The 24,842-nt window shown below is 70.4% G+C and carries 24 protein-coding genes; 9 read left to right on the top strand and 15 right to left on the bottom strand.

Annotated features, from left to right (window positions below):
• Positions 1–32 precede the first annotated feature (32 nt).
• Positions 33–1,430, top strand: a complete 1,398-nt coding sequence (locus VZL07_RS34300; RefSeq protein WP_426752151.1) for a hypothetical protein — start codon at positions 33–35, stop codon at positions 1,428–1,430.
• On the opposite strand, the gene VZL07_RS34295 is transcribed toward VZL07_RS34300, so the two are convergent.
• Entirely contained in the window at positions 1,403–1,987 is a 585-nt protein-coding gene (locus VZL07_RS34295) for a hypothetical protein (protein WP_426752150.1), read from the bottom strand. The two genes, VZL07_RS34300 and VZL07_RS34295, sit on opposite strands and share 28 nt — an antisense overlap.
• Between VZL07_RS34295 and VZL07_RS34290 the strand changes: the two genes are divergently transcribed.
• Positions 1,968–2,129 carry a hypothetical protein gene (locus VZL07_RS34290; RefSeq protein WP_426752149.1) on the top strand — a complete coding sequence of 54 codons (162 nt, stop codon included), beginning with the start codon at positions 1,968–1,970 and terminating at the stop codon, positions 2,127–2,129. The genes VZL07_RS34295 and VZL07_RS34290 overlap by 20 nt on opposite strands.
• On the opposite strand, the gene VZL07_RS34285 is transcribed toward VZL07_RS34290, so the two are convergent.
• From VZL07_RS34285 to VZL07_RS34260, 6 genes are read right to left on the bottom strand one after another with little or no spacing between them, the layout of a single operon-like run.
• Positions 2,116–2,820: an RluA family pseudouridine synthase gene (locus tag VZL07_RS34285; RefSeq protein ID WP_426752148.1), complete on the bottom strand. Its 705-nt coding sequence runs from the start codon at positions 2,818–2,820 to the stop codon at positions 2,116–2,118. The genes VZL07_RS34290 and VZL07_RS34285 overlap by 14 nt on opposite strands.
• Positions 2,817–4,259, bottom strand: coding sequence for a M16 family metallopeptidase (locus VZL07_RS34280; protein WP_426752147.1), 1,443 nt, complete (start codon positions 4,257–4,259; stop codon positions 2,817–2,819). Before VZL07_RS34280 ends, VZL07_RS34285 begins: the two co-directional genes overlap by 4 nt.
• Positions 4,260–4,290: 31 nt before the next feature.
• A complete protein-coding gene (locus VZL07_RS34275) occupies positions 4,291–5,604 on the bottom strand; it encodes a M16 family metallopeptidase (RefSeq protein ID WP_426752146.1) in 1,314 nt (437 codons plus the stop codon).
• Between the two features lie 27 nt (positions 5,605–5,631).
• Positions 5,632–6,297: a response regulator gene (locus VZL07_RS34270; RefSeq protein WP_426752145.1), complete on the bottom strand. Its 666-nt coding sequence runs from the start codon at positions 6,295–6,297 to the stop codon at positions 5,632–5,634.
• Positions 6,298–6,299: 2 nt separating this feature from the next.
• Positions 6,300–8,393: a serine/threonine-protein kinase gene (locus VZL07_RS34265; protein WP_426752144.1), complete on the bottom strand. Its 2,094-nt coding sequence runs from the start codon at positions 8,391–8,393 to the stop codon at positions 6,300–6,302.
• Positions 8,390–8,707 carry a hypothetical protein gene (locus tag VZL07_RS34260; protein WP_426752143.1) on the bottom strand — a complete coding sequence of 106 codons (318 nt, stop codon included), beginning with the start codon at positions 8,705–8,707 and terminating at the stop codon, positions 8,390–8,392. Before VZL07_RS34260 ends, VZL07_RS34265 begins: the two co-directional genes overlap by 4 nt.
• A gap of 72 nt (positions 8,708–8,779) precedes the next feature.
• Here VZL07_RS34260 and VZL07_RS34255 point away from each other — a divergent pair, with 72 nt between their 5' ends.
• Both VZL07_RS34255 and VZL07_RS34250 read left to right on the top strand, forming a co-directional pair.
• A complete protein-coding gene (locus VZL07_RS34255) occupies positions 8,780–10,489 on the top strand; it encodes an HAD-IG family 5'-nucleotidase (RefSeq protein ID WP_426752142.1) in 1,710 nt (569 codons plus the stop codon).
• Positions 10,490–10,604: 115 nt separating this feature from the next.
• Positions 10,605–11,198 (top strand): Uma2 family endonuclease, encoded by a 594-nt coding sequence (locus VZL07_RS34250; RefSeq protein ID WP_426752141.1) that lies wholly within the window; start codon positions 10,605–10,607, stop codon positions 11,196–11,198.
• A 15-nt stretch (positions 11,199–11,213) separates the two neighbouring features.
• Here the strand turns inward: VZL07_RS34250 and VZL07_RS34245 are convergent, their stop codons facing one another.
• Positions 11,214–11,999, bottom strand: coding sequence for a class I SAM-dependent methyltransferase (locus VZL07_RS34245; RefSeq protein WP_426752140.1), 786 nt, complete (start codon positions 11,997–11,999; stop codon positions 11,214–11,216).
• A gap of 262 nt (positions 12,000–12,261) precedes the next feature.
• Here VZL07_RS34245 and VZL07_RS34240 point away from each other — a divergent pair, with 262 nt between their 5' ends.
• Positions 12,262–14,502, top strand: coding sequence for a di-heme oxidoredictase family protein (locus VZL07_RS34240; protein WP_426752139.1), 2,241 nt, complete (start codon positions 12,262–12,264; stop codon positions 14,500–14,502).
• Positions 14,503–14,553: 51 nt separating this feature from the next.
• Here the strand turns inward: VZL07_RS34240 and VZL07_RS34235 are convergent, their stop codons facing one another.
• The 4 genes from VZL07_RS34235 to VZL07_RS34220 all read right to left on the bottom strand — a co-directional run bounded on the left by VZL07_RS34235 (position 14,554) and on the right by VZL07_RS34220 (position 18,078).
• Positions 14,554–16,719 carry a diguanylate cyclase gene (locus tag VZL07_RS34235; protein WP_426752138.1) on the bottom strand — a complete coding sequence of 722 codons (2,166 nt, stop codon included), beginning with the start codon at positions 16,717–16,719 and terminating at the stop codon, positions 14,554–14,556.
• Positions 16,716–16,997 carry an FtsB family cell division protein gene (locus VZL07_RS34230; RefSeq protein ID WP_013940332.1) on the bottom strand — a complete coding sequence of 94 codons (282 nt, stop codon included), beginning with the start codon at positions 16,995–16,997 and terminating at the stop codon, positions 16,716–16,718. The genes VZL07_RS34235 and VZL07_RS34230 overlap by 4 nt, the downstream gene beginning before the upstream one ends.
• A 74-nt stretch (positions 16,998–17,071) precedes the next feature.
• Positions 17,072–17,590, bottom strand: a complete 519-nt coding sequence (locus VZL07_RS34225; protein ID WP_426752137.1) for a TlpA family protein disulfide reductase — start codon at positions 17,588–17,590, stop codon at positions 17,072–17,074.
• Between the two features lie 5 nt (positions 17,591–17,595).
• Entirely contained in the window at positions 17,596–18,078 is a 483-nt protein-coding gene (locus VZL07_RS34220; protein ID WP_426752136.1) for a Fur family transcriptional regulator, read from the bottom strand.
• Between the two features lie 440 nt (positions 18,079–18,518).
• Between VZL07_RS34220 and VZL07_RS34215 the strand changes: the two genes are divergently transcribed.
• From VZL07_RS34215 to VZL07_RS34205, 3 genes are all read left to right on the top strand, one after another.
• On the top strand, positions 18,519–19,676 hold the full coding sequence (locus VZL07_RS34215) for a hypothetical protein (protein ID WP_426752135.1): 1,158 nt from the start codon (positions 18,519–18,521) through the stop codon (positions 19,674–19,676).
• Positions 19,677–19,705: 29 nt separating this feature from the next.
• Complete coding sequence (locus tag VZL07_RS34210; RefSeq protein WP_426752134.1) at positions 19,706–20,017, top strand: FmdB family zinc ribbon protein; 312 nt, start codon at positions 19,706–19,708, stop codon at positions 20,015–20,017.
• 316 nt (positions 20,018–20,333) lie between these two features.
• Positions 20,334–21,086: a hypothetical protein gene (locus tag VZL07_RS34205; protein WP_426752133.1), complete on the top strand. Its 753-nt coding sequence runs from the start codon at positions 20,334–20,336 to the stop codon at positions 21,084–21,086.
• A 29-nt stretch (positions 21,087–21,115) separates the two neighbouring features.
• Here VZL07_RS34205 and VZL07_RS34200 read toward each other — a convergent pair whose 3' ends face one another.
• The gene (locus tag VZL07_RS34200) at positions 21,116–21,838 is read right to left on the bottom strand and encodes a PHP-associated domain-containing protein (RefSeq protein WP_426752132.1); all 723 of its coding nucleotides are present in this window, start codon (positions 21,836–21,838) and stop codon (positions 21,116–21,118) included.
• A gap of 62 nt (positions 21,839–21,900) precedes the next feature.
• Positions 21,901–22,176, bottom strand: a complete 276-nt coding sequence (locus VZL07_RS34195) for a hypothetical protein (RefSeq protein ID WP_191265997.1) — start codon at positions 22,174–22,176, stop codon at positions 21,901–21,903.
• A 230-nt stretch (positions 22,177–22,406) separates the two neighbouring features.
• On the opposite strand from VZL07_RS34195, the gene VZL07_RS34190 reads away from it, so the two are divergent.
• Positions 22,407–22,616: a hypothetical protein gene (locus VZL07_RS34190; RefSeq protein WP_426752131.1), complete on the top strand. Its 210-nt coding sequence runs from the start codon at positions 22,407–22,409 to the stop codon at positions 22,614–22,616.
• A 57-nt stretch (positions 22,617–22,673) separates the two neighbouring features.
• On the opposite strand, the gene VZL07_RS34185 is transcribed toward VZL07_RS34190, so the two are convergent.
• Positions 22,674–24,827 carry an alpha-amylase family glycosyl hydrolase gene (locus VZL07_RS34185; RefSeq protein WP_426752130.1) on the bottom strand — a complete coding sequence of 718 codons (2,154 nt, stop codon included), beginning with the start codon at positions 24,825–24,827 and terminating at the stop codon, positions 22,674–22,676.
• Positions 24,828–24,842 lie beyond the last annotated feature (15 nt).

The following is a 24,842-nucleotide window of genomic DNA, read 5'->3' as shown; positions in this document are numbered from 1 at the left end:
TCCGCCTCGAACCACCAGGAGGGGCCCGGACGATGAGACTGCGCGCGCTGCCCCTCCTGCTGTGGCTGCTCGCCACGCCGCTGGCGAGCGCCTCGGCTCCGCCCGGGGTCCGGGTGTCCTGGACGCCGGAGCGCATCGTGCTCGGCGAGGCTCCCCAGGTGTCCCTCGAGGTCCACGTGCCCGAGGGCGCGGGTGCGCTCCACGCCGCGGTCTCCACGGGCACCCTCGTCCACGACAGGCTGGAGGGAGGCCCCGTTCGCACCTTCCAGTGGCGGCCCCCGTCCGTGCGCTATCCGCAGGTGGCGGTGTTCCTCTTCTGGCTGGACGGCGCCGGACCGGACGCAGATGCGCCCCGGGTGACGGTGGCGCGCCTCCCCTTGCACGGGCAGACGGAGCTCGAGGTTGCAACCGCCCCCGGCGCACAGGTCGAGGTGGAGGTGGCGGACCGGCGCTTCGGGCCGGTGCTCGCGAATGCGCAGGGCAAGGCGCGGGTGCCGGTCGAGGTGCCGCCTGGCGTCCAGCGCGCGCGGGTGCTCGCCACGCGTGGCACGCTCCGCACGGATGCGACGGTTCCATTGGATGCGCCGCCGGATTCACCGCTCGTCGCGGTGCTCATGACGCGGCCCCTTCCGGCGGATGAGGGGGGCTTGCTGCTGGTGGCGGGCACGGAGCCCCTGCGGCCCGGTGACGTGGAACCGCGGGCCACCGGCGCGATGGTGGAGCCGGCCCTTGAGCAGTCCTCTCCCGCCGCCGCGAACCTCCAACCGCAGGACGTGCTGCGCTTCCGCGTCATGCCGCGCCCCGGCGCCACCACGGTCCAGGTGCGCGTCCGACGCCATGGCCAGCCGCACGAGGCCCTCGTGGAGGCGGGTGTCGTCGCCCGAGGCGCCAGCGTCGGCGCCGCGCGGGGCGCGCCCGAAGAGCCCTCCTGGCAGGCGTCGTACTTCCTGCTGGCGGGCGGCGTGCTGGCGGGCGGGTCGAACACGGGGCCCGCGGGCTCCGTGGGCGTCACCGTCGTCACGCCGCTGTGGCAGCAACGGCTGGCGGCGGAGCTGGAGGTCGGCGCCCGCTCGGCCACCCATGACGGGCCGGTGGACTCGTTCGGGACGGTCCACTCACAGGTGGTGGCCCTCCCCGTCCTGCTCTCGCTTCGCGCCGAGCTCGTTCATCACAAGGCCTTCACCGTGTACGGCAGGGCGGGAGGAGGTCCACTGCCCGTACATCACTACCTCTCCAGCGATTTTCAGGAGGAGGTGAAGGAGAGCAGGATCAAGGGCATGGCCTTCCTCTCCGTACAAGCCGCCCACCGCTTCGGCCGCTGGAGCGCGCTGGCGGAAGCGCGCGCGGCCTGGGCGCCCGTGCATACGCCCTGGCTGGACACCCAGCTCGGCGGCCTGGCCCTCTACCTCGGCATGAGGTTCGAGCCTTGACCCGGGCCCGGGCCCTGCTCGCCCCGCTGCTGCTCTGCGCCTGCGGCGAGAGCATGTCCCTCCCCGACCCGGCAATCCTCTCCGTCAGCCCCAACCACGTACCGCTCGCGGGCGTGGAGCCCGCGCGGGTGCGCATCTCGCTCGACGCCGTGCTGCCCATCCACGTCGACTACGGCCGCCAGGAGGCCCGTGCCACGCCCGTGCGGGTGTGGATTGGAGAAGCGCCGGCGCAGGCCCACCACGATGGCCTGGACGGCACGCTGGATGTCGCCGTGCCCCCGGGGCTCGCCGCGGGCACGTACGACCTCCGCGTGGCCCTCGCGGATGGGCGCGATGCGGTGAAGGCTGGCGCCCTCACGCTCGTTCCACCCGCCCTCGACGGAGGCACAGACGCGGGCGTCCCACCTCCGCGGGATGCGCCCCTGCAGCGCGGCGACGTCACCGGCTTCGTGCTGGAGCCCCTGGAAGACCAGCGCCGGGGTGAGCCCTTCCTCGTGGTCATCGGGGCCGAGGGCCCCCGCGCACTTCCGCGACACCGTGTCGCTGACCGTCAACAAGAAGAACGGCACCGTGGGCCCGTTCGACGCGGGCGTCCACACGGCGCTCGTCACCGTGACGGCGCACGGCGGCAACATCAAGCTCACGGTGACGGACGCCTTCGGCGCGCAGGGCACGTCCAACGGCTTCAAGGTGAAGTGACGGCGCCGCGAAGCAGCTCGCGGGCCCGGCCCATGTCCTGGGGGAGCGGGGCCTCCACGGCGCGCGCCGCGACGCCCGGAAGCGCGGGCCACTCCACGCGCGCGGCATGCAGGGGCGTGCGGGCCAGCACCACCGAGTCCCCTGCCCCGCCCAGGTCCTGCTCCGTCAGGGGCGCCTCGCGGCCGTACTGATGGTCCACCAGCAGCGGGTGGCCCAGCGACAGGAGGTGGACGCGAATCTGGTGGGTGCGTCCGGTGAGCGGCTCCGCCTCCACCAGCGACGCGCGCTCGAAGGTCTCCACCGGCCGCACGCGGGTGCGCGAGGCCTTCGCCCCCGTATCCCCCGGACGGGCCACCCGCATGCGCCCCTTGCGCGCGGCCACCAGCGGTGCGTCCACGAGCTGGGGCGCCTCTACCCGGCCCTCCACGAGCGCCAGGTAGCGCTTGCGGACCTTGCCCGTCTCGAAGGCGCCGGACAGCGCGCGGTGGACCTGGGCATCCAGCGCGAAGACGAGGGCCCCCGAGGTGTCCCGATCCAACCGGTGCACCACGAAGACCTTCTGACGCCGCTGCGTCTCCAGCCGCTCCCGGAGCGAGGGCCCGCCCTCGCGCCCGGGAATGACGAGCATGCCGGGCGGCTTGTCCACCACGAGCACGCCCCCGCCCTCGAAGAGGATGCGGACGTCGGTCACTCGTACTCCGACGCCGGCACCACGGTGATGGGACCCAGGCCCTTGAGCAGCTTCTTCGCCGCTGAGGCCTTGCCCAGCACCACCACGGCGGGAGCTTGCGCGAAGCAATACTTCTTCGCCGCCGCGGCCACTTCCTTCGGCGTCACCGCGCGCAGCCGGTCCCGGAACTTCTCCACCCAGTCATCGCCCAGGCCGTGCAGGCGGGCCTCGGCGATGCTGCCCGCGATGGACTCGTTCGTCTCCGTGCGCAGCGGATAGAGGCCCGCGAGGTACGACTGCGCGTCCGCCAGCTCACGGGGCTTGAGCCCCTTCTCCCGGACACCGGCAATCTCCGCCAGCGCCACGTCGATGATCTCCCGCGTGGACTCCGTCTTGGTGAAGGTGGACAGCGCGAACACGCCGCCCACGTTCATCGAGTCGAACCACGAGCTGACGCCGTAGGTGAGGCCGCGGTTGACGCGAATCTCGTTCATCAGCCGCGAGGTGAAGCCGCCGCCCAGGGCGATGTTCATCGCCGTGGCCGGGAAGTAGTCCTCGTGCCCCATGCGCATGCCGGGGCCGCCCAGCCGGACCTGGGACTGCGTCTGGTCCGGCTTGTCCACGAGGATGACCCGCCCGGCCTGGGCGATGCGCCCCGGCGCCGGGATGACGGGCGGCGCGTCCGGGCCGCCGGTCCACTCCGCGAAGGCCTCTTCCGCCGCGGCCGCCACGCGGTGCGGGGCCACCGCGCCCACGACGATGAGCATGGCCACCCTGGGCCCCATGCGCTCCTGGTGGAAGCGCACCACGTCGTCGCGCGTGAAGGTGCGCACGGACTTCGACGAGCCGCCCACGTCGTGCCCGTAGGGGTGGTCTCCCCACAGCGCACGGACCAGGGCCCGGTCGGCGATGATGGAGGGGTCATCCAGGTCGTTGGCGAAGTGCGCCAGCTCGCGCTCGCGCGCGTCATCGACCTCGGACTCCGGGAACGTGGGCTCGCGCACCAGCTGCCCCAGCACCCCGAGCATCTGCACGAAGTGCTCGGCCGGCGTGGTGAGGGACAGGGACACGGCGTCCTCGCTCACGCCCACGCCCAGGCTGGCGCCGACGAACTCGACCGCCTCGTCGATGGCCTGCGCGTTCAGCCGGCGGGTGCCCCGGCGCAGCAGCCGGGCGGTGAAGTCCGCCAGGCCGTGCTTGCCTTCGGGGTCGGTGGCGCTGCCCGCGCGAATCACCAGGCGCACGGAGACCAGGGGCAGCGGACCGCGCTCGGCGGCGATGACCTTCAGGCCGCTGGACGTGGTGCTTTCGTGCAGCGTGGGCAGCGTCAGCGCGCTCGAGCTGGCGCGGGGCGCGGCCCGCTTGGACGCGGACTTGCGGGCGGAGGGGGCCGGACGCCGGACGGCGCGCTTCGCGGCCCGGGCGGTGGACTTCAGGGTGGAGCTCTTGCGAGAGGCCATAAAGAGAGGGCTTTCCTTTTCCAGTCCGGGCTCAGGCTTCGGTGGCCGTGGGAACCAGCGTCACCACGGAGCGGCGCTCGGGCGCGAAGTACTTCGCGGCCACGGCCTTCACCCGGTCGTTCGTGATGGAGGCATAGGCGTTGGGCAGCGTGAGCACGCGGCGCCAGTCACCGAGCAGCGCCTCGTAGTGGCCCAGCGCGTGCGCCCGGCCGCTGTTGGTCGCCAGCTCCCGCAGGTGGTCCGAGCGCAGGTTGTTCTGCGCCTTCTGCAGCTCGCGGTCGGTGATGCCCTCGCGCGCCACCTTCTCCAGCTCGGCGTACAGCGCGGCCTCCACCTTCTTCGGATCCGAGTCCGGCTTCAGCGCCAGGTAGAAGAGGATGGTGCCCGGGTCGATGCGCCAGCTCCAGTCGAGCATCAGCGACACCGCCAGCTTCTGCTCGTACACCAGCGAGCGCACCAGCCGGCTCCCCTCGCCCTTCGTGAGGACGTACTGGATGACGTCGAGCACCAGGGTGTCCTCGTCCCGGGCGGAGGGCCCGCGGTAGCCCAGCATCAGCGCGGGGGACTGCGCGGGGTGGCGGACCTCGGCGCGGCGCTCGCCCTTCTGCTCGGGCTCGGCGTTGAGCACCGGCGCGGGCGCGGGGCCCCGGGGGATGTTCCCGTAGTACTTGCGCACGAGCGCCAGCGTCTTCTTCGGGTCGATGTCCCCGACGATGTAGAGCACCGCGTTGTTGGGGGCGTAGTAGGTCCGGAAGTACTCCTGGCAGTCCTCGCGGCGGATGGCCTCGATGTCCGCCATCCACCCGATGACGGGCCAGCGATACGGGTGCGCCTTGTAGACGAGCGTGCCCAGCTCCTCGTCCATGATGCCGAAGATGTCGTTGTCCACCCGGACGCGGCGCTCCTCCTTCACCACCTCGCGCTCGCTGGTGAGCGTCTCCTGGGAGATGCGCAGCGAGCGCATCCGGTCCGACTCCAGGTCCAGCACCGTCTCCAGCGCGTCGGCGGAGAAGTCGTCGTAGTACACCGTCAAATCGTTGGAGGTGTACGCGTTGGAGCGGCCGCCGCTGGACTCCAGCGTCTTGTCGAACATCTTGGGGCCGTACTTCTTCGCCCCGTTGAACATCATGTGCTCGAACAGGTGGCTGATGCCGGTGATGCCGGGCCGCTCGTTGCGGCTGCCCACCTGGAACACGGTGTAGAGACTGACGACGGGGGCCTGGTGGTTGGCCAGGAGCCGCACCTGGAGGCCGTTGGGAAGGGTTGCCTCGTGGACGTCGAACAGGGACTCGAGGGCGGGGTCCACCACGCGAGTCGGGACTTTGCTCGGAGAAGCCTTGGGCATAGGTCCCCGAACCTAACCAGAGCGTGGCTATAGATCCACGACACCCGCGCGCAGGGCCATCACCACGGCCTCCACGTGAGAGTTGACGCCCATCTTCCGGTAGATATGCGACAGGTGCGTGCGCACCGTCCGGCGCTCCAGCGTCATCACCTGCCCCACCTCGGCGTTGGACAGGCCCTTGGCCACGTACCGGAGCACGTCGAACTCCAGCGGCGTGAGGTTCCAGGGGTTCTCCGGCTTCTTCTCCTCCTGGGCGGACTTCGCCTGGACGGACTGGAAGTAGTTCCAGAAGCGCCGGGCGATGATGGGCTCCAGCACGGTGCCCCCCTCCATCACCTCCTGGATGCCGGAGCGGATCTTCTCCGGCCCCACCCGCTTCACCAGGTAGCCGGACGCCCCGGCCTGGATGGCCTCGTACACCTTCGTCTCGTCGTCGAAGGACGTGAGGATGAGGATCTCCACCTCGGGCGCGCGGCGCTTCACCCGCTGCGTCACCTGGATGCCGTTGATGCCGGGCAGCTCCAGGTCCAGCAGGACGAGCTGCGGGCGGAGCTGGACGATGTCCTCCACCGCGGCCTCGCCCTCCTGGGAGGTGCCCACCACCTCCAGCTCGGGAAAGGTGGCCAGGACCTTCACCAGGTTCTTCAGGAGCTGGGGTTGGTCCTCGACGACGAAGATGCGGGTCGGGTTCATGGTCACCGCCTCGGAGACGTGAACGAGTCCACCAGCACCTTCTGGTGCTGGCCCCGCCTCAAGCGCAGGTCCAGCTCCTTCGGCTCTCCGGTGGCGACGGACACCAGCTTGATGTGCCGGGTACCCGCCCTGACGGGATATCGATTGAGGGGCGTACGACGATTCAACCGCGCGCCATCGATGTACACGGTCGCTGGCACATTGGTGGTGATGGTGACGTAGGCGCGCTGTGACTTCGGAGGCGGCTTCGGCTCGGGCGCCGCGGCCTCCTCATCCTGCGCGGGCGGAGCGGGCGCGGCGGCGGGCGGCGGGGCCGCCCGTGGCGCGGGCGGCGGCACAATCGGAACAGCCGGCGGAGGGCCCACGGGCGCCTCGGCCACGGGTGCCTCGGAGGCCACGTCCTCGGGCCCCTCCGCGTCGTCGCCCCCGAACTGCCACGCCGCCACCAGGAAGGTGACGAGCCCTACCCCGGCGATGGCGGCCGCGACGCTCACCCACCGGCCATACCGGTGCTCCGCGATGGACAGCCGCCGCTCCGCGCTGTTCAGGCGACGCTGGACGTCGGAGGGCGTGGGCAGGACGGGCTCGGACGGCGGCGGCATCGCGATGTCGTCGCGCTCGCGGGCCCGCTCCGGCTTCATCGCGGCGGGGATGCTGTCGGGGAGCGTCTTGGGTCCGCGGGCCTCCGCCAGGGGCCGCCGATGCCGGACGCCGCGCCGCCCCGGCGTGGAGACGGAGACCGAGCCCTCGTCATCGTCGGAGCTCCCCGGACCCGAGAAGTCCTCCACCACCTTCAAGCGCGGGTTGCGTCCGACGCGCGTGTGGCCGCCGCCCCCACCGTGCCCGGACTGCTGGCGGCGCGGCTTCGGCGGCGCGGCCCCGGGCGGCGCCTCCCAGCCCTGCTCCAGGGGCCCGGCGTAGCTGGGCCCGGTGTCCTCCGCCTCCGGCGGGGCGGAAGGGGCGGCCCGCGCCGGCGACTTCACGCGCGTGGCCGCCGCGGCCACGTCCGCATCGTAGTCCTCCGGCCGGTACGCCTCGAACATGGGCTCGGAGGCTTCCTGCGTCTCCGCGTCGGCTTCGTCCTCCGTCAGCGCGCGGCTGTACGGCGCACGCTGCACGACGGACCGCTCGAGCTCCTCGGCGCGCAGGTCGTCCATCTCCGCGCCGGAGATGGGCTCCAGCGAGAAGGGCTCCTTGAACGGCGGGGCCCCTCCGCTGACGAGGCTCATCTCGTTGGGGAACAGCTCGCTCACGAAGCGGCGCACGTCCTCCGCCGTGGGCATGCCCCCGGTGGCGGAGAGGTGGTTGCGCAGCGACGACGCGAACTCGCCACACGAACGGAAGCGGCGCTGGGGCGTGGGCTCCAGGGCGCGGAGGATGATGGGGTCCAGCCGCGCGTTGATGCGCCGGTCCACCCGGCTGGGCGGCGGCAACGTCTCGCTGCGCCGCGTGGACACCCCGCCGCTCCCGGACACCACCGGCTCGCGCTGCGTCAGCAGCTCGTAGGCAATGGCCCCGAGTGAATAGACGTCCGACTGGGCGCTGTGCGCGTCACCCCGGGACACCTCCGGCGCGCGGTAGGTGCCGCGGCCCCGGTGGCCGAACGACTTGCGCAGCTGTGGCACGGCCATCAGGGCCCGCAGCGCGCCGAAGTCGCAGACGGCGGGCAGGCCGTCGCGCGACAGCACCACGTTGCCCGGGGTGATGGCGCCGTGCACCACGCCCGCCTCATGGGCCTGCTGGAGCGCCTCCAGGAGCTGGACGACGATGTAGAGCGCCACCATGGGCGGCAACACCACGTCCTTGGAGTGCAACCGCTGGAGCGCGGTACCCAGCGTGAAGCCGTCCAGGTCCTCGCGGACGACGGCCAGGCGCTGGCGGATGACGCCCAGGTCCACCACGTGGAGGATGCCCGGGTGGCGCACGGGCTGGAGCAGCCGCGTCGTCTCCGCGAGGTCGTGGGCGTAGGCCGGGTCCGACGTCCGGGGATGGAACAGCTTCACCACCACGGGGACGCCAGGCAGCCCGATACCCTGGTACAGCTCGGCCAGCTCGCCGCCTTCAATCTTCCCCGTCAGCCGGTAGGTGGCGCTCATCGCTTCTTTCGCGCCGGACGGCGCCGCGTAACGGCGGAAAAGACGAAGCCACACCAGACACACGACTCACCGCGGCGGCCGCGTGGCAGCTCCAGGGTGCACCCCGGGCAGCGGGGCCGGGCCCGGGCGGGCGGCGTGGGCTCGGCCGCACGCCGGCTGCCCTTCCGGGCGACGGGTGCCAGGGTGGCGACCTTCAGGCGGAGCCGCGCTTCCAGGAGGCGGACCCGGTCTTCGAGCGCGGCAATCCGGGCGGACAGGCGAACTTGAACCGCCTCGGGGGCCTCCGAGGGCTGTCGTCGGTTGGGCGAGCGCATCGCAGGCCCCGAAGCGTGCCATGCCGACTCCAAACCCCGCAAGGAGAGAGCCGGCCTCGTGGCCCGCGTGTTATGTGTCTCAGTCCCTTGGCACCGTCACTTTCCCCGTTCCGCCCCATCCCGGGTGGGCCCGCGCCGGACCCGCTTCACGGGAGCTTCCGTTCTCCACTCAACCGAACGCGCGCCGAGGAGGCCGCGCGCCGGGCCGAAGGGCTCCTGTCCGACGAGGAGCTCACCCGGTTGCTCACGACGCCGCGCGAGCGCCGCGAGGTGGTGCAGCGCGCGCGGGAGATCTTCGTCAACCGCAACCTGCGGATGTCCAGTGTCGAGCTGCTGGGCTTCGACATGGACTACACGCTGGCCATCTACCACATGCGAAGGCTGGAGCAGCTCTCCTTCGACATGACGCTGGCGAAGCTCGTGAGCGAGTACGGCTATCCCCCGGTGGTGGGCGGCCTGCTCTACGACCACCACTTCGTGATGCGCGGGCTCGCGGTGGACCGGGTGAACGGGAACATCCTGAAGATGGACCGGTTCGGCCACGTGGGGCGCGCCTACCACGGGCTGCGTCCGCTGAAGCGGGAGGTCTGGCGGGAGCTGTACCGCAACAAGCGGGTGCGGCTGCGCAACCCGCAGTTCGCGTGGAACGACACGTTGTTCGCCCTGCCGGAGACGTGCCTCTTCGCGGGCATCATCGAGCTGCTGGAGTCGCTGGGCCACCCGGTGGACTACGGCAAGCTGTACGACGACATCCGCGAGGCCATTGACACGGTGCACCGCGACAACTCGCTCAAGCGCGAGGTGCGCAAGGACCTGCCGCGCTACGTGTTCCAGGACCCGGAGCTGGGGCCGGCGTTGCACAAGCTGCGCTCGGGCGGGAAGAAGCTGTTCCTGCTGACGAACTCTGCGTGGGACTACACGGACGCGGTGATGAAGTACCTCCTGGACGGACAGCTCGCGGAGTACCCGAGCTGGAGGAACTACTTCGACGTGGTGGTGACGTCCGCGGGCAAGCCGGGCTTCTTCACGGATGCGCGCCCGTTCCTGGAGCTGGACGCGTCCACGGAGGAAGGCCGCGTGGTGGGCGAGGCCACCTCGCTGGAGCGCGGCAAGGTCTACGCGGGCGGCAACCTGGCGCGCTTCGAGGACCTGACCGGGTACCGGGGCGAGCACATCCTGTACGTGGGCGACCACATCTACGGCGACATCCTGAAGTCGAAGAAGGCGTCGCTGTGGCGCACCTGCATGGTGGTGCAGGAGATTGAAGACGAGATCACGTACACGGCGACGCGCCAGGAGGAGATTGTCACGCTGTCGCAGGTGGAGGTGCTCCGCGAGCGCCTGGACGACGAGGTCAACCACCACAAGACGATGCTCAACATCCTGGAGCGGCGGCTGGAGCGCGAGCAGCTATCACCGGACGAGCGCCTGGGCGTGGAGGAGCTCCGCAAGCAGACGAAGCTGGAGCTGGACCGGATGCGGCGGGCCTTGAAGGAGGCCAACGAGATCGCGGACACGCTGGAAGAGGACGTGGAGGCAGGCTTCAATCCCTACTGGGGGCTGCTGTTCAAGGAAGGCAACGAGAACAGCCGCTTCGGCTACCAGGTGGAGCAGTACGCCTGTCTGTACACGAGCCGCGTGTCGAACTTCCTGCACCACTCGCCCATGCAGTACTACCGCTCGCCCCGGGACAAGATGCCCCACGAGCAGGCCGGCGCGCTGTCCGCACGCCTCTCCCCCATGGGCAGCGAGGGCCCCGCGAAAGGCGCCAGGAACGAGTAGCCGCGGGCGACGTGTCAGACCCTCCCCTGGAATGGGAACCTATCAGGTAGCCACCCCTGGACATCGGGTGCTACCCTGAGAACCTCAGAGGTTCCATTCGTGGGGAGGCGTCGACATGGGGCGTGACAAGAAGCAGAAGCCGGCAACGTACGAGGACATCGAGCAACTTCCTGTCGGCTGGGTCGGCGAGATTGTCGACGACACGCTGTATGCGTCCCCCAGGCCCGCCTACGGGCACCTGCGTGTCGCCAGTCGACTGAATGGGTTGCTCATGCCACCGCTTGAGCTTTCTCGTTCGGGCCCGGATGGCTGGTGGTTCCTCAACGAGCCCGAGCTGCACTTCGAGCCCAACGTCGTCGTGCCCGACCTGGCCGGGTGGCGCCGCGAACGGCAGCCCGAGCCCCCCGACCCGGAGCTGCCCTGGCTGACCGCCGCGCCGGACTGGCTGTGCGAAGTGCTGTCTCCGTCGACGCGAACACTGGACCGGGTGCGGAAGCTCCCGCTGTACTTTCGCGAAGGCGTGATGAACGTGTGGCTCATCGACCCTGTCCGTCGGTCGCTGGAAGTCTACAGACGCGGTGCGGCCAGCTGGGTGCGCAGTCAGCTCTTCGAGGGCGATGTCACCGTGGTCGCGGAGCCGTTCGAGGCCGTGCCCCTGCAATTGGGCCTGCTGTGGACGCCCCGCCTCGGAGGCCCCGCGCATCCGTGAGACGCGGCCGCCGCTTCACGGCGCCGCCGACGGCCCCACGCGCCCCCAGACGACATCGGTGAACCGCGAGCCCGGCTCATCGGAGAGCCCGAGCTTGCGCAGGTCATCCGTGTACTTCGCGCCCTTCACCACCACCCACCGGCGCGCCACGCGCCGCGCCTCGTTCAGCGTCTCGAGCGTCAACGGCGCGTGCTCCGCGAAGCGGCGGAGCATGTCGAAGGCCGGCTGGGCCTTGCGAGGCTTGGCGAACATCGGGTCGAAGAAGACGACATCGAAGGCGCGCGACGGCAACGCCTTCAGGTACTCGCGTGCGTCCGCGTGCAGCACCTCGATGGGGCCGGAATCTCCGCCCAGCTCGTAGCGCCGGAGCCCCTCCCCCGCCACGGCCGCCAGCGCCAGGCTGCGCTCCAGCCCCACCACGCGCCCCGTGGGCCCCACGGCCAGCGATGCCACCATCGCGTCCTGCGCCAGCCCCAGCGTGCAGTCCAGCACCGAGTCGCCCGCGCGAAGCTCCGCCACCCGAACGAAGGCGTCCGGCTCCCCCGCCCGCAGCCGCATCCGGCGCAGGTGCGCCATGCCGGCGTGGAACCCGAACGAGCCCTCCGCGTCCCACAGCGTCACCCCGTCCCCACCCACCACCAGGAGCGCCGACGCCTTCGTCCCCAGCCACGGCGCCACGCTCTCCTTCGCGCGCCGGGGGAGGAACGGCACGCTCCAACGCGCCCCCACCGCGCGCGCCTCGCGCACCAGCGCCGCGTCCACCTTCGTGCTCGTCGTCACCGCCAGCGGTACCAGGGCCACCCTCCTCGAATGGCATCCACCATGCCCGCCGCCCGGGAGCAATCGATTCCTCCCGACACGACACCTCGCGCCACGACACGGATGGCCCGATGCGTCAATCGTGGATTGCCGTGCCGACCACCGTCGCCCGGCCGACAGGATTAGAACGAATTAACGAACTCCATAGGAATCCGCGCCTCGCTGCCTCAAAATCGGACTTCCTTCGGACGATGGAGAATCTCCCCAATCCGCGCCCGGAGTGGATCGCTTGGAGAGGACAACGATGCGCAACAGAGCAACTGGAATGGCCGTTGTCGTACTGGTCGCAACCCTCTTGGTGGGCGACGCGTTCGCAGCCACCTACGGAGTCACGCCTTCGGGCTCGTCCGCCGTCTTCTACGTCGACACCACCGCGTGGGCGGACATCCACTACGTCCGCAACAACCAGGGGCAGCTCAACTATCGGATGGCCATCGTCAACGGCCGGAACCAATACACGGTGACGGGCCTGTCCGCGGGCGACACCATCGACTACTCATTCACGTACTGGGACGTGCCCTGCAACTGTGCGCGGGATACCGCGTGGACGCGCTACACGCACTCTGGCACGAACCCGCCGCCTCCCCCGCCGGACGCGGGCACCGACGCAGGCACGCCGCCGCCCGTCGACGCGGGGACGCCCACGGGCCCCATCGTTCCGCTCTACAACAGCACCACGCCGCTGGAGCCCTCCACGGTGCAGGAGACGGCCACGGCCATCATCACCCGCGTGGGCGACCGCGTCCGCGACCGCCACGCGCGCGAGGACATGTTCCAGGCCTATGACCACTACCTGTCCCTCTACTTCCAGCACCGCACGCACCACATCGAGATCATCGACGAGGTCGCCAAGGGCGGCAGCCGCATCACGGTGAACCTGCACACCATCTACCCCTACGACCGCCCGGACTTCCGCGCCTTCTTCCGCGGCCTCAACACGGTGGCGGAGTACTTCCACAACGCCCAGTTCACCGCGGTCAACGACTACCTCTACACCGCCAGCGTCAACTACAACGCCAAGGAAGGCCGCGCCATCCGCGTGGGCGACCGCATGGAGCTCGAAGTCGGCGTCTTCCTTCGACAGCCGGTGGAAGGCCGCTTCAACTACTACTCCACCACGTACCTCTACATGGTCGGCTCCGGCGGCGTGGTTCCCTTCGACGTGACGGGCGCCATCCGTGACTCCATCCCCATGCCCGAGGCGGGGTGGCTCGGCGGCCGCACCACGCTGAGCTCGCCGCAGTCCAACGAGCCCGACAACCGCTTCCTCCAGATGGCGAACAACCTGGCGCCGGTGAGCGCGCAACCCTTCGTCGAGGGCCGCCGCATCCACCACACGCACTTCGGAGACGGCAGCCACTCCGAGCCGGGCAACCCCGCCCTCACGCAGCACCAGGGGAAGCTGGGCCCCAACTACGTCGCCCCGTCCTGCGTCGCCTGCCACGTGCAGAATGGCCGCGCCCTGCCCCCCGCCACCAACACCACGCTCACGAAGTACGTGGTGAAGGTGGGCCAGGCCAACGGCGCCGCGGACCCGTTCCTGGGCTTCCGCCTGCAGCCCCGCCGCACCAGCGGCACGCCCGAGGGCGAGGCCCGCATCGCCAACTGGACGTACACCAGCGGCACCTTCGCCGACGGCACGCGGTACGAGCTGCGCAAGCCCAACTACAGCTTCCTCAACAACACGCCCACGAACTTCTCCGCCCGCATCACCCCGCAGCTGGTGGGCATGGGCCTGCTGGAGGCCGTCCCCGAGTCGGCCATCCTCGCGCTGGCGGACCCCACTGACAGCAACGGCGACGGCATCTCCGGCCGGGCGCACCAGGTGCGCGACCCGCTGACGGGCGTGACGCGCCTGGGCCGCTTCGGCTGGAAGGCCAGCACCGCGTCGGTGCGCCAGCAGGTGGCCGAGGCCCTCAACAGCGACATCGGCGTCACCACCTCCGTGTACCCGTCGCTGGACTGCGGCCCCTCGCAGCAGGGCTGCTCGGGCACCAGCAACGAGCTGAACAACACGGACCTGGACAAGCTCACGCGCTACATTTCCCTGCTGGGCGTGCCGGCGCGCCGCAACCTGAGCGACGCCACGGCGCTGCGCGGTGAGACGCTGTTCAACAACGCCGGCTGCGCCCGGTGCCACACGGCCACGCTGACCACCAGCGCCTACCACCCGCACGCGGAGCTGCGCAGCCAGACCATCCGCCCCTACACGGACCTGCTGCTGCACGACATGGGCGCGGGGCTGGCGGACAACCTGCCGGACGGCCAGGCCACCGGCGCGGAGTGGCGCACGGCGCCGCTGTGGGGCATCGGCCTGACGGCGGGCGTGAGCGGCGGCGAGGCCTACCTGCACGACGGCCGCGCGCGCAACCTCACCGAGGCCATCCTCTGGCACGGCGGCGAGGCCCAGGCGGCGCGAAACAACTTCGCCAACATGAACAGCGCGGACCGCAACGCGCTGCTGGCGTTCCTGCGCTCGCTGTAGGCCGCTGAAGCGCCAGGGGGCCGCGCGTCACGGGCGGCCCCCTTCGAGCGCTCAGGACGCGTTCGCCGCCTGGAGCTTCCGGCCGCCCTGCATGATGGCCACGGTGACGGACTGGTTCCGGCCGTTGCGCTTCGAGTAGTAGAGGCACTGGTCGGCCAGGTCGATGAGCTGCTGCTTCTCCATGGCGCTGTCGGGGAAGGTGGCGATGCCCAGCGACATGGTGATCTTCAGCGGCCCCATCTCCGTCTGGAACGTCTCCGCCTTCACGGCCTCGCGGATGCGCTCGGAGATGGTGAAGGCGCCCTTGGCGTCCGTCTCCGGCATGATGATGACGAACTCCTCGCCGCCGTAGCGGGCGACGATGTCCGTGTCGCGCGCCATCGACTTGATGATGCGGGCCACGCCCTTGAGCACCGCGTCTCCCGTCGGGTGGCCGTAGGTGTCGTTGACGCTCTTGAAGTGGTCCACGTCGGTGAGGATGACCGAGAACTTGCGCTGATAGCGCCGCGACTGGGCCAGGACCTCATCCGCCTTCGCCTGGAAGGTGCGGTGGTTGTACAGGCCGGTGAGCCCGTCCGTGGTGGCCATGCGCTCCATCTGCTCGTAGAGCTGCGCGCGGAGCACCGCCTGCGCCGCCTGGATGGCGATGACCTCGATCATCCGCAGCACGTCCTGCTCGAAGGCCGCCTTCTTCCGCGAGCCCGCCACCAGCGTGCCCAGGATGCGGTCACCCGCCACCAGCGGGAAGATCTTCAGCGCGCCCAGGCCGCGAATCTGCGTCTCGTCGTCGAAGATGATCTGCCGGTCCATGGCCTTGATGTCGCGGCCCGGCAGCGGCGCCCCGTAGCGGACCACGTTGGCCACCAGCCCGTTGTTGTCCTCGAAGCTCTGGCCGGACAGCGCCTGGCCCTGCGCCGTCACGCCGGACATGCGCACCACGCGGTGCATGCGCTTGCCCTCGACCTCGGACACCAGCGTCACCGCGCAGAAGTCCAGGCCCGCGAGCTGCCGGGTGCTCTCCAGCACCGCCACGAACACCTGGTCCGGGCTGCCCGCGCGGTTGAGCTCCTCGATGGCGCGGAAGAAGCGGTCCTTCTCGTCGCGCGTCTTGCGGATGTAGCTCATCACCCGCTCCACCTCGATGGAGCGCAGCACCTCGCCGGCGATGGTGGTGAGCAGCTTCTCGTCCTGGTCGCTGAAGGGCTCGTTCGCCAGCCGGTCCGCCACCAGCACGCCGCGCACCAGGCCGCTGGCCTCCAGGATGGGGACCGCGAGCAGCGCCTGCACCGTGGGGCCGCCGCTCTCGTAGTGCGTCACGCCCTTGAGCCCGTGAGGCGAGTTCATCCGCACCGGCGCGCGGCGCTTGAGCACGCCGCCGATGATGCCCTCGCCCGCGTTGAAGCGCTCGCGCTGCACGCGCTCGGAGCCGGAGCGGCAGTCATACAGCTTGAGGCTCCGGTCATCCGAGGTGAGCAGGAACGCGGCGCAGGTGTACGTGCGCAGGCCCGTCTCGGCGATCTCCAGCGCGGCCTGCACGGCGCCCTCGATTTCCTTCACCGAGGCCACCAGCCACTTCTCGTCCGAGCTCATCCCGCTGAAGCTGTCCTGCGTGCCGGAGGACACCAGCCGGAAGGTGCGGGCCCGCTCCTCCACCTCGCGGATGCGCTTCTGCACCGCGTCGCTCTCCGCCTTGCGCGCCGCGGCGATCCGCGTGGCCAGCACCAGGTGGTAGAGGCCGGAGAACAGGGCCAGGAAGGCCACGTGCGTCAGGTAGCCCGCCGGGTTGGGCACCGGCCCGCCCAGCGTCACCAGCGCGTCGAACACCAGCGCCACGCCCAGCAGCGTGAGGCCCGCGTTGCGCGGCAGGAAGGCCACCAGGAACGCCATCAGCAGGTAGACGATGGGGAACAGGTCTCCACCGCCAATGGCCACCACGACGAAGGCCGCGGAGATGAGCGCCCCGCCCAGTTCCAGGTCGTCGCGCAGGTCGATGACGGCGCCCACCGCGCCGCGCATGGCCCGGCGCCAGGCGGCCACCGCGATGCCCACCAGCAGGAAGCCCACCAGGGCCGCCTCCGTCCACCCCAGCGTGTGCAGACCGCGGAAGCCGCCGCGCGCCAGGTGGATGAACGTGGCGAGCGCCGCCGCGGCGGGGATGGAACGGACCGCGAGACGCAGCAACCTTCCGGGAGACGGAAACTCGGGCAGCGACGTCATGGGGACTCCAGGTGGAAGACGATCTCGCCTGGCTTCACGTAGCCAAGCTCCTCACGCACGGCGCGCTCCAACGCGGCCGGGTCCTTGCGCAAAGCGGCAATCTCGCTGCGCAGGGCCTCGTTCTGGGCGGCCAGGGAGCGGTTGCGCGCCTGCACCGACTCCACGTCCTGGCGCAGCGAGAGGTAGCGGCGGAAGCCCTTCGCGTCCACGACGGACACCAGGCTCAGGGCCGCAGCCACCCCCACCGCCACCACCAGGAACTTTCGCCTCGCCGTCATGAGCGCGGAGGACCGTACCAGTGGCCCCCTGCCTCGCAAGATTTCCGCTCCAGGCCTGTAGCAACGCCGCGACCTCAGGGCGTCTGGGCGAGCAGCTTCTCCACGGCCTTGGCCATGTCGGCGTGCGACTCCACCCCGTGCCACCCCGCCACGGCGCGCCCGCGGCGGTCCAGCAGCACGGTGGTGGGCAGCCCCTGGATGGTGCCGAACGCGCTGTGTCCCTCGATCATCGCGGTGTCGGCGACGAGCACCGGGTAGCGCAGCGCGTAGTGCTCCGCGAAGGGCGCCAGGACCTTCTCCCCTTCCAGGTCCATGCCCACCGCCACCACCTGGAACCCGCGGGGCCCGTAGTCCTTCTGGAGGGCCTCCAGGGTCGGCATCTCCGCCAGACAGGGAAAACACCACGTGGCGAAGAACGAGACGAGCACCACCTTGCCGTCCAGCGCGCGCACGTCGTGCGGCGTGGGCCCCACGGACGGCAGGTTCAGCGCGTTCAGGAAGGCATGACCCGCATCCACGGGGCGTGTGCCCCGGCAGCCGGCCAGCACCACCACCAGTGCCACCAGGGCGGCCCGTCGCAGCGCGCGGGACATGACCGTCACGCCTCCGAGGTGATGGCACCGCCCCGCTGGCAGTCGCGGCACAGCCCGTACAGCTCCATCTTGTGGGACGTCACCTTGAAGCCGTGCCGGCGGGCCACCGCGTCCTGGAGCGCCTCGATGCGCTCGTTCTCGAACTCGATGATGGTGCCGCAGCGGGTGCACACCAGGTGGTCGTGGTGGTCGCGGCCCGCCGCCGCCTCGTAGCGCGTCTGCCCGTCGCCGAAGTTGCGCGCGTGGGCCAGGCCGCACTCGCTGAGCAGCTTCATGGTCCGGTACACGGTGGCGACGGACACCTTGGTATCCTGCTCGCGCACCTTGTTCCACAGCTCCTCCACCGACAGGTGGCCTCCCACCGCGAAGAACGTGTCGATGATGAGGCTGCGCTGCCGCGTACTCTTCAGCCCGTGCTGGGCCATGTAGCGAGCAAGCACCTCGTCCTTGTCGCGGTCGTCGTGGTGGTGGCTGTGGCTGTTGCTCATGTCGAATCCTTCAATGTCGCCGCGGCTCCGCGCCTGCATCCGGCGCTGTTGGGGAGGCCCGCCGCTGCCCCACCCTCCGCTCGTGTTGTAACCAATCCGGGGAGCCGCTGCGACCCGGCCATTTCCCACCAGAGACACCCCGCCGGAGAAGAAAGCGTCACCGGCAAGTGTTGGTCTCCGAACGGGGCGGGCCTGATACTCCCGTCCCTCTCTCGCCGCAACGTCCGGGACGCGGCCACAGGGGGCGCCTCCCCTCCTGCCCGCTCGTCCTCACGACTTGCACTCGCCGTAGGCTGTTTAGATTGGACCCGGACTGGCTCATTGACACCCGTCTGTTGGCGAAGATAGAGGCATCCGCCCTCGTAAACGAGCATTTTTCCGCTACTTTCATGAACAGTCCCTGGCAGAGAAGACGGCAGCCCGATGACGTCCCCACCCCCGTGGCGGTTGCCGTCTCGGACTTCTGCCGGCGCGCGAAGGCGCCCGCTCCGGCACCCGAGGTCCGCGAGGCCCTCGCCCTCCTGACCGAGGCGGATGACTTCCGCGTCCGCGCCCTGACGGACGCCGAACCCGAGGCGTCGCCCCTGGGGCCCTTCGCCGTCATCGACATCCTCAACGGAACCCAGCCCTCGATGGCCGCCCAGCGGCAGGCCTGCGGCTTCTACGAAGTGGCCCGGGAGCTGGCCCACGTGCGCGAGCAGAAGGCGCCGCCCCCGGCGCCCGCGCCCGCCGAGCCGCTCACCTTTGCCCCGCCCCCCGCCCCCGCGACGGACGCGTCCGCCGGGAAGAAGGGCGGCAAGGCGTCCAGGGACGAGCTGGAGGCCACCGTCAAGGAGCGCATCGCCCCGCGCAAGCGCGCCCCGACCGAGGAGACCACCTCGGGGCCCGCCGACTTCGCCGAGGAGCCCGCCTTCCCCCGCAGGGACCTGCCACGCCCCCGTGGCCGCTTCACCCGCGTGGAGGCGCCGCGCGCGTCGTTCATGGAGCTGACGCGACTGTCCGGCAAGCCCACCGTGGAGGCGGCCCTGGAGGCCAACGAGCACCGCTTCGCGATGCTGCGAAACCTGTCCCAGCAATTCAACGGCGCCCGGGGCGAGCTGACCCTGGTGGACCTGGAGAACGTGCTCCGCGACCACGGGCTGCTGGAGGCCCTGGTCGAGAAGGAGCGCCGCATGGTGCTGGACGGCTACACCGCCCAGCGGGGCGCCACCGGCCGCGTGGCCTGGGCGCTGGGGCTGAGTCCGTCCGAGCTGCAGCGGCTCGTCTCGGTGCTGAAGCTGACGGAGGACGTGGAGGCCCTGCGCGAGCGCTTCCGCCGCGAGGCGCTGGCCACCCCGCACCTGACCCACCGGCTGGATCTGCTCGGGCGCGAGAAGTACCTGACCGACCTGGGCATCCAGAAGAAGTTCGCCGACACGCTCCGCAAGGAACTGGAGCGGCTGGTCGGTGACGCCCTGCCCGATGCCGAGGACCTGCACGGACTGGCGGACGTCGTTGGCCGCAAGCACGGCGCCCCCTCCGAGCTCGTCTACCGCGCCTTCGAGCGACTGGGCCTGGCGGAAGGACTGCGCAAGCAGCTCCTGGCCGCCTCCCGCTGAATCACCACCCTGACGAGGCACTGAGAACCATGCCCATCTACGAGTACTCCTGCCAGAGCTGTGGAAAGATGATCGACGTGCTGCAGAAGGTCTCCGACCCCGCCCCCGCCACGTGCAGCGCGTGCGGCGCCGAGGGGTCGCTGTCCAAGGTCGTCAGCCGCTCGAGCTTCGTCCTCAAGGGCGGAGGCTGGTACTCCGACCTGTACAGCTCCACGAAGAAGGACGGCAGCTCCTCGTCGAGCAGCAGCGGCTCGTCCTCCGCGTCTTCGTCCAGCACGTCGTCCGCGGCCAGCACGCCCGCTCCGGCCCCGGCCGCCGCGGCATCCGGCGACAAGAAGTAGGCCGCGCTGGGGGGGGCGGGGAGCCGAAAATTCGCTCTGGGCATGGGAGCGACGCACACTCACGTCCCGTGCCCTTCCCCCCCTCCAAGCGTCCTCCCCGTCACTGCGCGCTGTGTGGCCACCCGGAGCTGACGGACACCCGTGGGCTCGGTCGTTTCCTGCTCGTCGCGGACCCGCATGGCCGAGGTCCCATCTGCCCGCCCCAGCGCGGGTGCCGCGGCGGCAAACCGCGAGGCGCGGGCCCCGTTCCCGCTGACGCAGCCGGCCCGGTGAGCTAATCAGGACACCTACCGCGACCTGTCTCCGCGGAGGTGCCATGCCGCTCGCCCCACTTCGAAGCTCCTTCCTGCCCGTCCTCCTGCTGGCCGCGCTCGGCGCTGGCTGCGCGTCGCAGACCCGCATGCCGCCCGAGGCGCGGACGTCGCTGAACCAGGCCCTCTCGGGCCCCGAGTCGGAGCAGTACCTCCGCATCTCCAGCAACGTCACGCCCCTGTTCGGCGACGCCTCCAAGCGCCTGCTGACGCCCTACGCGCCCGAGGACGTGCAGCTGCTCGACGATACGAAGGGAAAGCCCATCAATCCCGGCGCCGTGGAGCGCGTGCTGCCCGCCGGGACGAAGCTGCGCATCACCAAGGTGGAGTTCCCCACGTCCTGGGTCATCACCGAGCGCGTCCTCTACAGCCCCCGCAACTGGCCCTGGGTGTACCTGGCCGAGGAAGGCGCGCCGCCCTCCGCCCCGCCGCTCATCCTGGTGCTGCCGCCCAACCTGGAGCGCCCCGAGGACTTCCGCACCGAGCTGGAGAAATACCTCTCCGCCCGGGACCTGAAGCCCACGCTGGACGCCCTGCCGCCCGCGGTGCTCGAGGCGGTGCGCGCGAAGCGGCTGGTGGTCAACATGACGGCGGACGCGGTGCGCATGGCCTGGGGTCCGCCCGAGACGGTGCGGCGCTCGCTGGAGGGCACCACCCGGCACGAAGAGTGGACGTACCCTGGCGGCCGCCGCCGGGTCTTCATCACGGATGGCCGGCTCGCGCGCGCCGAAGAGAGTGGCGCCCAGCTCGTCCCCTGAGCCGCCCGCCGTCCCTATCGGGGTAACGGCTAGCGGCGGCGGCGCTTGCCACCACCGCCGCGGCCGCCGGACTTGCGGGCCGCCTGGGCCTCACCGGGGCGGGTGAGCCGGGGCAGGTCTCCGGCCATCACCGGCCAGAACTCTCCCTTCAGCAGCTCCGCCACCAGCTCGGCCTGCGTCTGCACTGGCCGCTTGAACAGCGTGGCGCCGCGCCCCACCTCGTCGAGCGAGCCCCGGGCGTCACTGCCTCCCACGCAGGGGAGCTTCATGGCCGCCGCGGCCTCCACCGCCAGGTCATTGGACGTCTGCTTCACCCGGGCGTTGTAGCCCTCCACGGCGCTCAGCACGCCCAGGGAGCGGATGAAGTCCATGGCGGGATGCTGCGAGTCCCGGTCGTACGGCCGCGCGGCGACGATGGCGGCCCCCAGGGCCTTCACCTTGGGGAGGCACTCGGCGGCGCTCCACGGCTTCTCGCGGTTGCTGCCCCACATCTGCACCGGCTCGGGCGCCAGCTCGGGCTTCGGAAAGAAGCACAGGTACTGACCGCGGTCGGTCAGCAGCTCCAACCCGACGAAGACCTTCAGCTTCGACTTCGCGCCAATCTCGAAGAGCTCGTCGCAGCCGTCCTGGGTATTCGTTTCGGTGAAGGCCACCCCGTCCAGGCCGAACAGTGCGGCCCGCTCCAGCACGGCGCGAGGGTCCAGCTCGCAACCCTTGGACAGGTGGGAATGGGCGTGCAGGTCAATGAGCATGGGCGCTGCTCCCTAACAGGCTCCCCCGAGGCCTGTCGAGCCTGCAACGCCCCGCCGGCGGCTCAGGCGAAGGCGTACGACTGGAAGGCGCCCTGGTTGGCCTGGGTGTTCTTCTCCTCGTAGGTGCGGATGAGGTACCCCATCAGCATCAGCGAGGACGTGTTCTCCAGCACCCGGGACGGGTCCTTGGAGATGAGATTCGCACTGTAGTTCAGGAAGAACTGGGCCAGCTCTTCACCTGCTTCCTTGACGATGAGCGCATTCAGCGCGGAGGGCTCCATCGTCCGGATGGTGTTGATGAAGTCTACGGCCAGATCCTTCTTCGTCTTCATGTCCACGGGCCTTCCCCCTTCCCCACTCCGCCACCACTCGCGGCCCCCTGCCACGAGCGCCCCACCGCAATCAGGTGCGACCCGAGCAACATAGGCACGCGCGGGAGGCTGAAAACCCCCAGGCGCGGACGATCAACCGCCTTGCGGCAGGGAAGCCGGGTTTTTGACACCCCGGAATGGCGCGTGCGATAACCTCCTATTGTCCTGAATCAGCACCGCACAAGGAGTGGCAGGCGATGTTCACGGGCGTGAAGGTCTTCTCCGCCACCAAGGCGAAGGAGCGCGAGGAGCTGGGTGAGAACGTCACCCGGTGGCTGAAGAGCAACTCCGACCTGGAGATTGTCGACCGGGTCGTTTGTCAGTCGTCCGACAACGAATTCCACTGCTACACCCTCGTGCTCTTCTACCGGCACGGCAAGGGCGAGCAGGCGGCCCCTCAACCCTGAGCGGGATGCACCGGCGGAAGGGGACGGCCCACCCCTCCACCGGCACATCCCCATGCTTCATTCCTGCCTGGGCACGTAGACCGCGACGCCGCGCGCCGGGACCGCCAGGACCGTCTCCGTGCCGGCGAGCTGAAGTGGCTGCCCCGTGAAGATGTCCTCGTAGACGTCCGTGCTGGCGGCCAGGCCTCCCATCAACTCCACCACCAGCGAGCGCTCCACGTCGCCGCGGTTGATGGCCACCACGGCACCCCGCCCGTCCGGCAGATCGCGCTGGAACACGTAGAGGTCGTTCTCCACGCGCAGCGTGCGCCGCGCGCCGGACTGAAGCGCCGCGTGCGCCACGCGCGCCTGCCCCAGCTTCTGCACGAAGGCGAGCAGGTCCGCCTCCAGCGGCGACAGCGCCTCACCGAAGCGCATCAGGCGGCGGTTGTCCGGGTCTCCCGCGCCCGGCAGGCCCACCTCGTCCCCGTAGTACACCAGCGGCACGCCCGGCTGGGTCAGCACGAAGGCGAACCCGTACTTCGCCTTCTCGAAGGCGGCCGGGTCCGTCACCACCGGCGCCGGCCGGTTGGGGCTCCAGGGGTCGCTCCCCTCGCCCTGGAGCTGGCCCGAGGCCTGCGACATGAACCGCGCCACGTCGTGGTTGCCCAGGAACGGCGAGTTGAGCGTGCCCGGCGCGTAGAACACCTCGTTCGCGCGAACGGCGTCATCCACGCGCTGCAGGCCCTGCCCATCCGCGAAGGCCTCGCGCACCGGCCAGTACAGGGGGAAGTCGAACTGGCCGTCCAGCTCGCGCGGGCTGATGTAGCGCGCAATCTGCGAGCGCCCGTCCGCGCCGACGAAGGTCTCGCCCACCAGGTAGAACTCGGTGCCGGTCATCGCGGTGATTTCCTTCAGCTTCCCGCGGATGGTGCGCCCGGCCACCTGCTCCATGTGCTTCACCGCGTCCAGGCGGAAGCCATCGAAGTCCGCCTGCTCCAGCCACCAGAGCGTGTCCGCGGCGAACTGGTCCACGAAGTCCGACGAGCGCCAGTTGAAGTCCGGCAGGTAGTCCGTGAACTTGCAGATGAGGCGCTGGGCCTCCCAGTCACAGTCCTGGGTGCCGCACACGCAGCTCGCGGCGGTGTTGAACCAGCCGTCCTGTCCGTGCTCCGTCCAGTAGGGGTGCTCCTGGTGGACGTGGTTGAGCACCAGGTCGGCGATGACGCGGATGCCCCGCTTGTGCGCGGCGGCCGTGAGCGCGCGCAGCTCCTCCAGCGAGCCGAAGCGGTGCTGCGTCTCGCGGGGCTTCGACGGCCAGTAGCCGTGATAGCCGGTGTAGTACTTGCCGCCGGTGCCGATGAAGCGGCCCTCCGGGTTCTGGTCCACGGGGGAGATCCACAGCGTGCGGATGCCCAGCGCGTCGAAGTACCCCTCCTCCAGCTTCTGGGTGATACCCGCGAAGTCGCCGCCCAGGTAGTTGGCGATGGGGTCCACGTCCGCCACCGGCCCGTCGTTCTCCGGCCGGGCGTTGTGGAAGCGGTCGGTGAAGGCGAAGTACATCAGCCCGGAGTCCCAGCGGAACTTCTCCGGCTCCACCCAGAACGGCAGGTAGAGCGGCGCCGCCTCGCGGCCCGTGCTGTCGCGCGCCACCACCTTCACGTGGTGCTTGCCCTGCTCCAGCCCTTCCAGGTGCAGCACGAAGCGGCCCGTGGAGGCGTCGTACGCGTCCGGCCGCGCCACGCCGTCCAGCGACAGCGCCACGCCCTCGCTCGCCGGGCCCGCGCGGTCGGTGCCGTCGAGGTACGCGACCTCGACGTCCAGCGTGCCCTCGGGCGTCACCGCGAAGCGCTGCAGCTCCAGCACGGGCTGGCGGCAGTCCGGCACGGTGAGCCGCGAGTACTCCTCCGAGCGGACCCAGCGCGAGTACGGATTCTCCGGATCCAACTGCTGCTTGTTGCCCACCACGAACCGGTAGCCGTAGTCGCGGGGCTCGAGCCCCTCCAGGCGCAGCGTGTAGACGCCATCGCCCCGGTCCGTCATCGGCTGCGCCAGCGCGGCGAAGTTGGTCCACTCTCCAGTGACCTGCACGGGGCCCGCGACCGACTGCTGCGGTGCGTAGGTCAATGTCACGTCGCAGGTCCGAACAGGGATGTTGTCAGACTCTCCACAGGCGGCGGCCGTCAGCAGCGCTGGGAGCGTCAGGAGTCGAGCGAGGCGGAAGTGCGTCATGTGAGCCCCCTTCTA

The organism is Pseudomyxococcus flavus, assembly GCF_050038885.1.
Classification (GTDB): domain Bacteria; phylum Myxococcota; class Myxococcia; order Myxococcales; family Myxococcaceae; genus Myxococcus; species Myxococcus flavus.
This window is presented reverse-complemented; position numbering and strand designations above follow the sequence as displayed.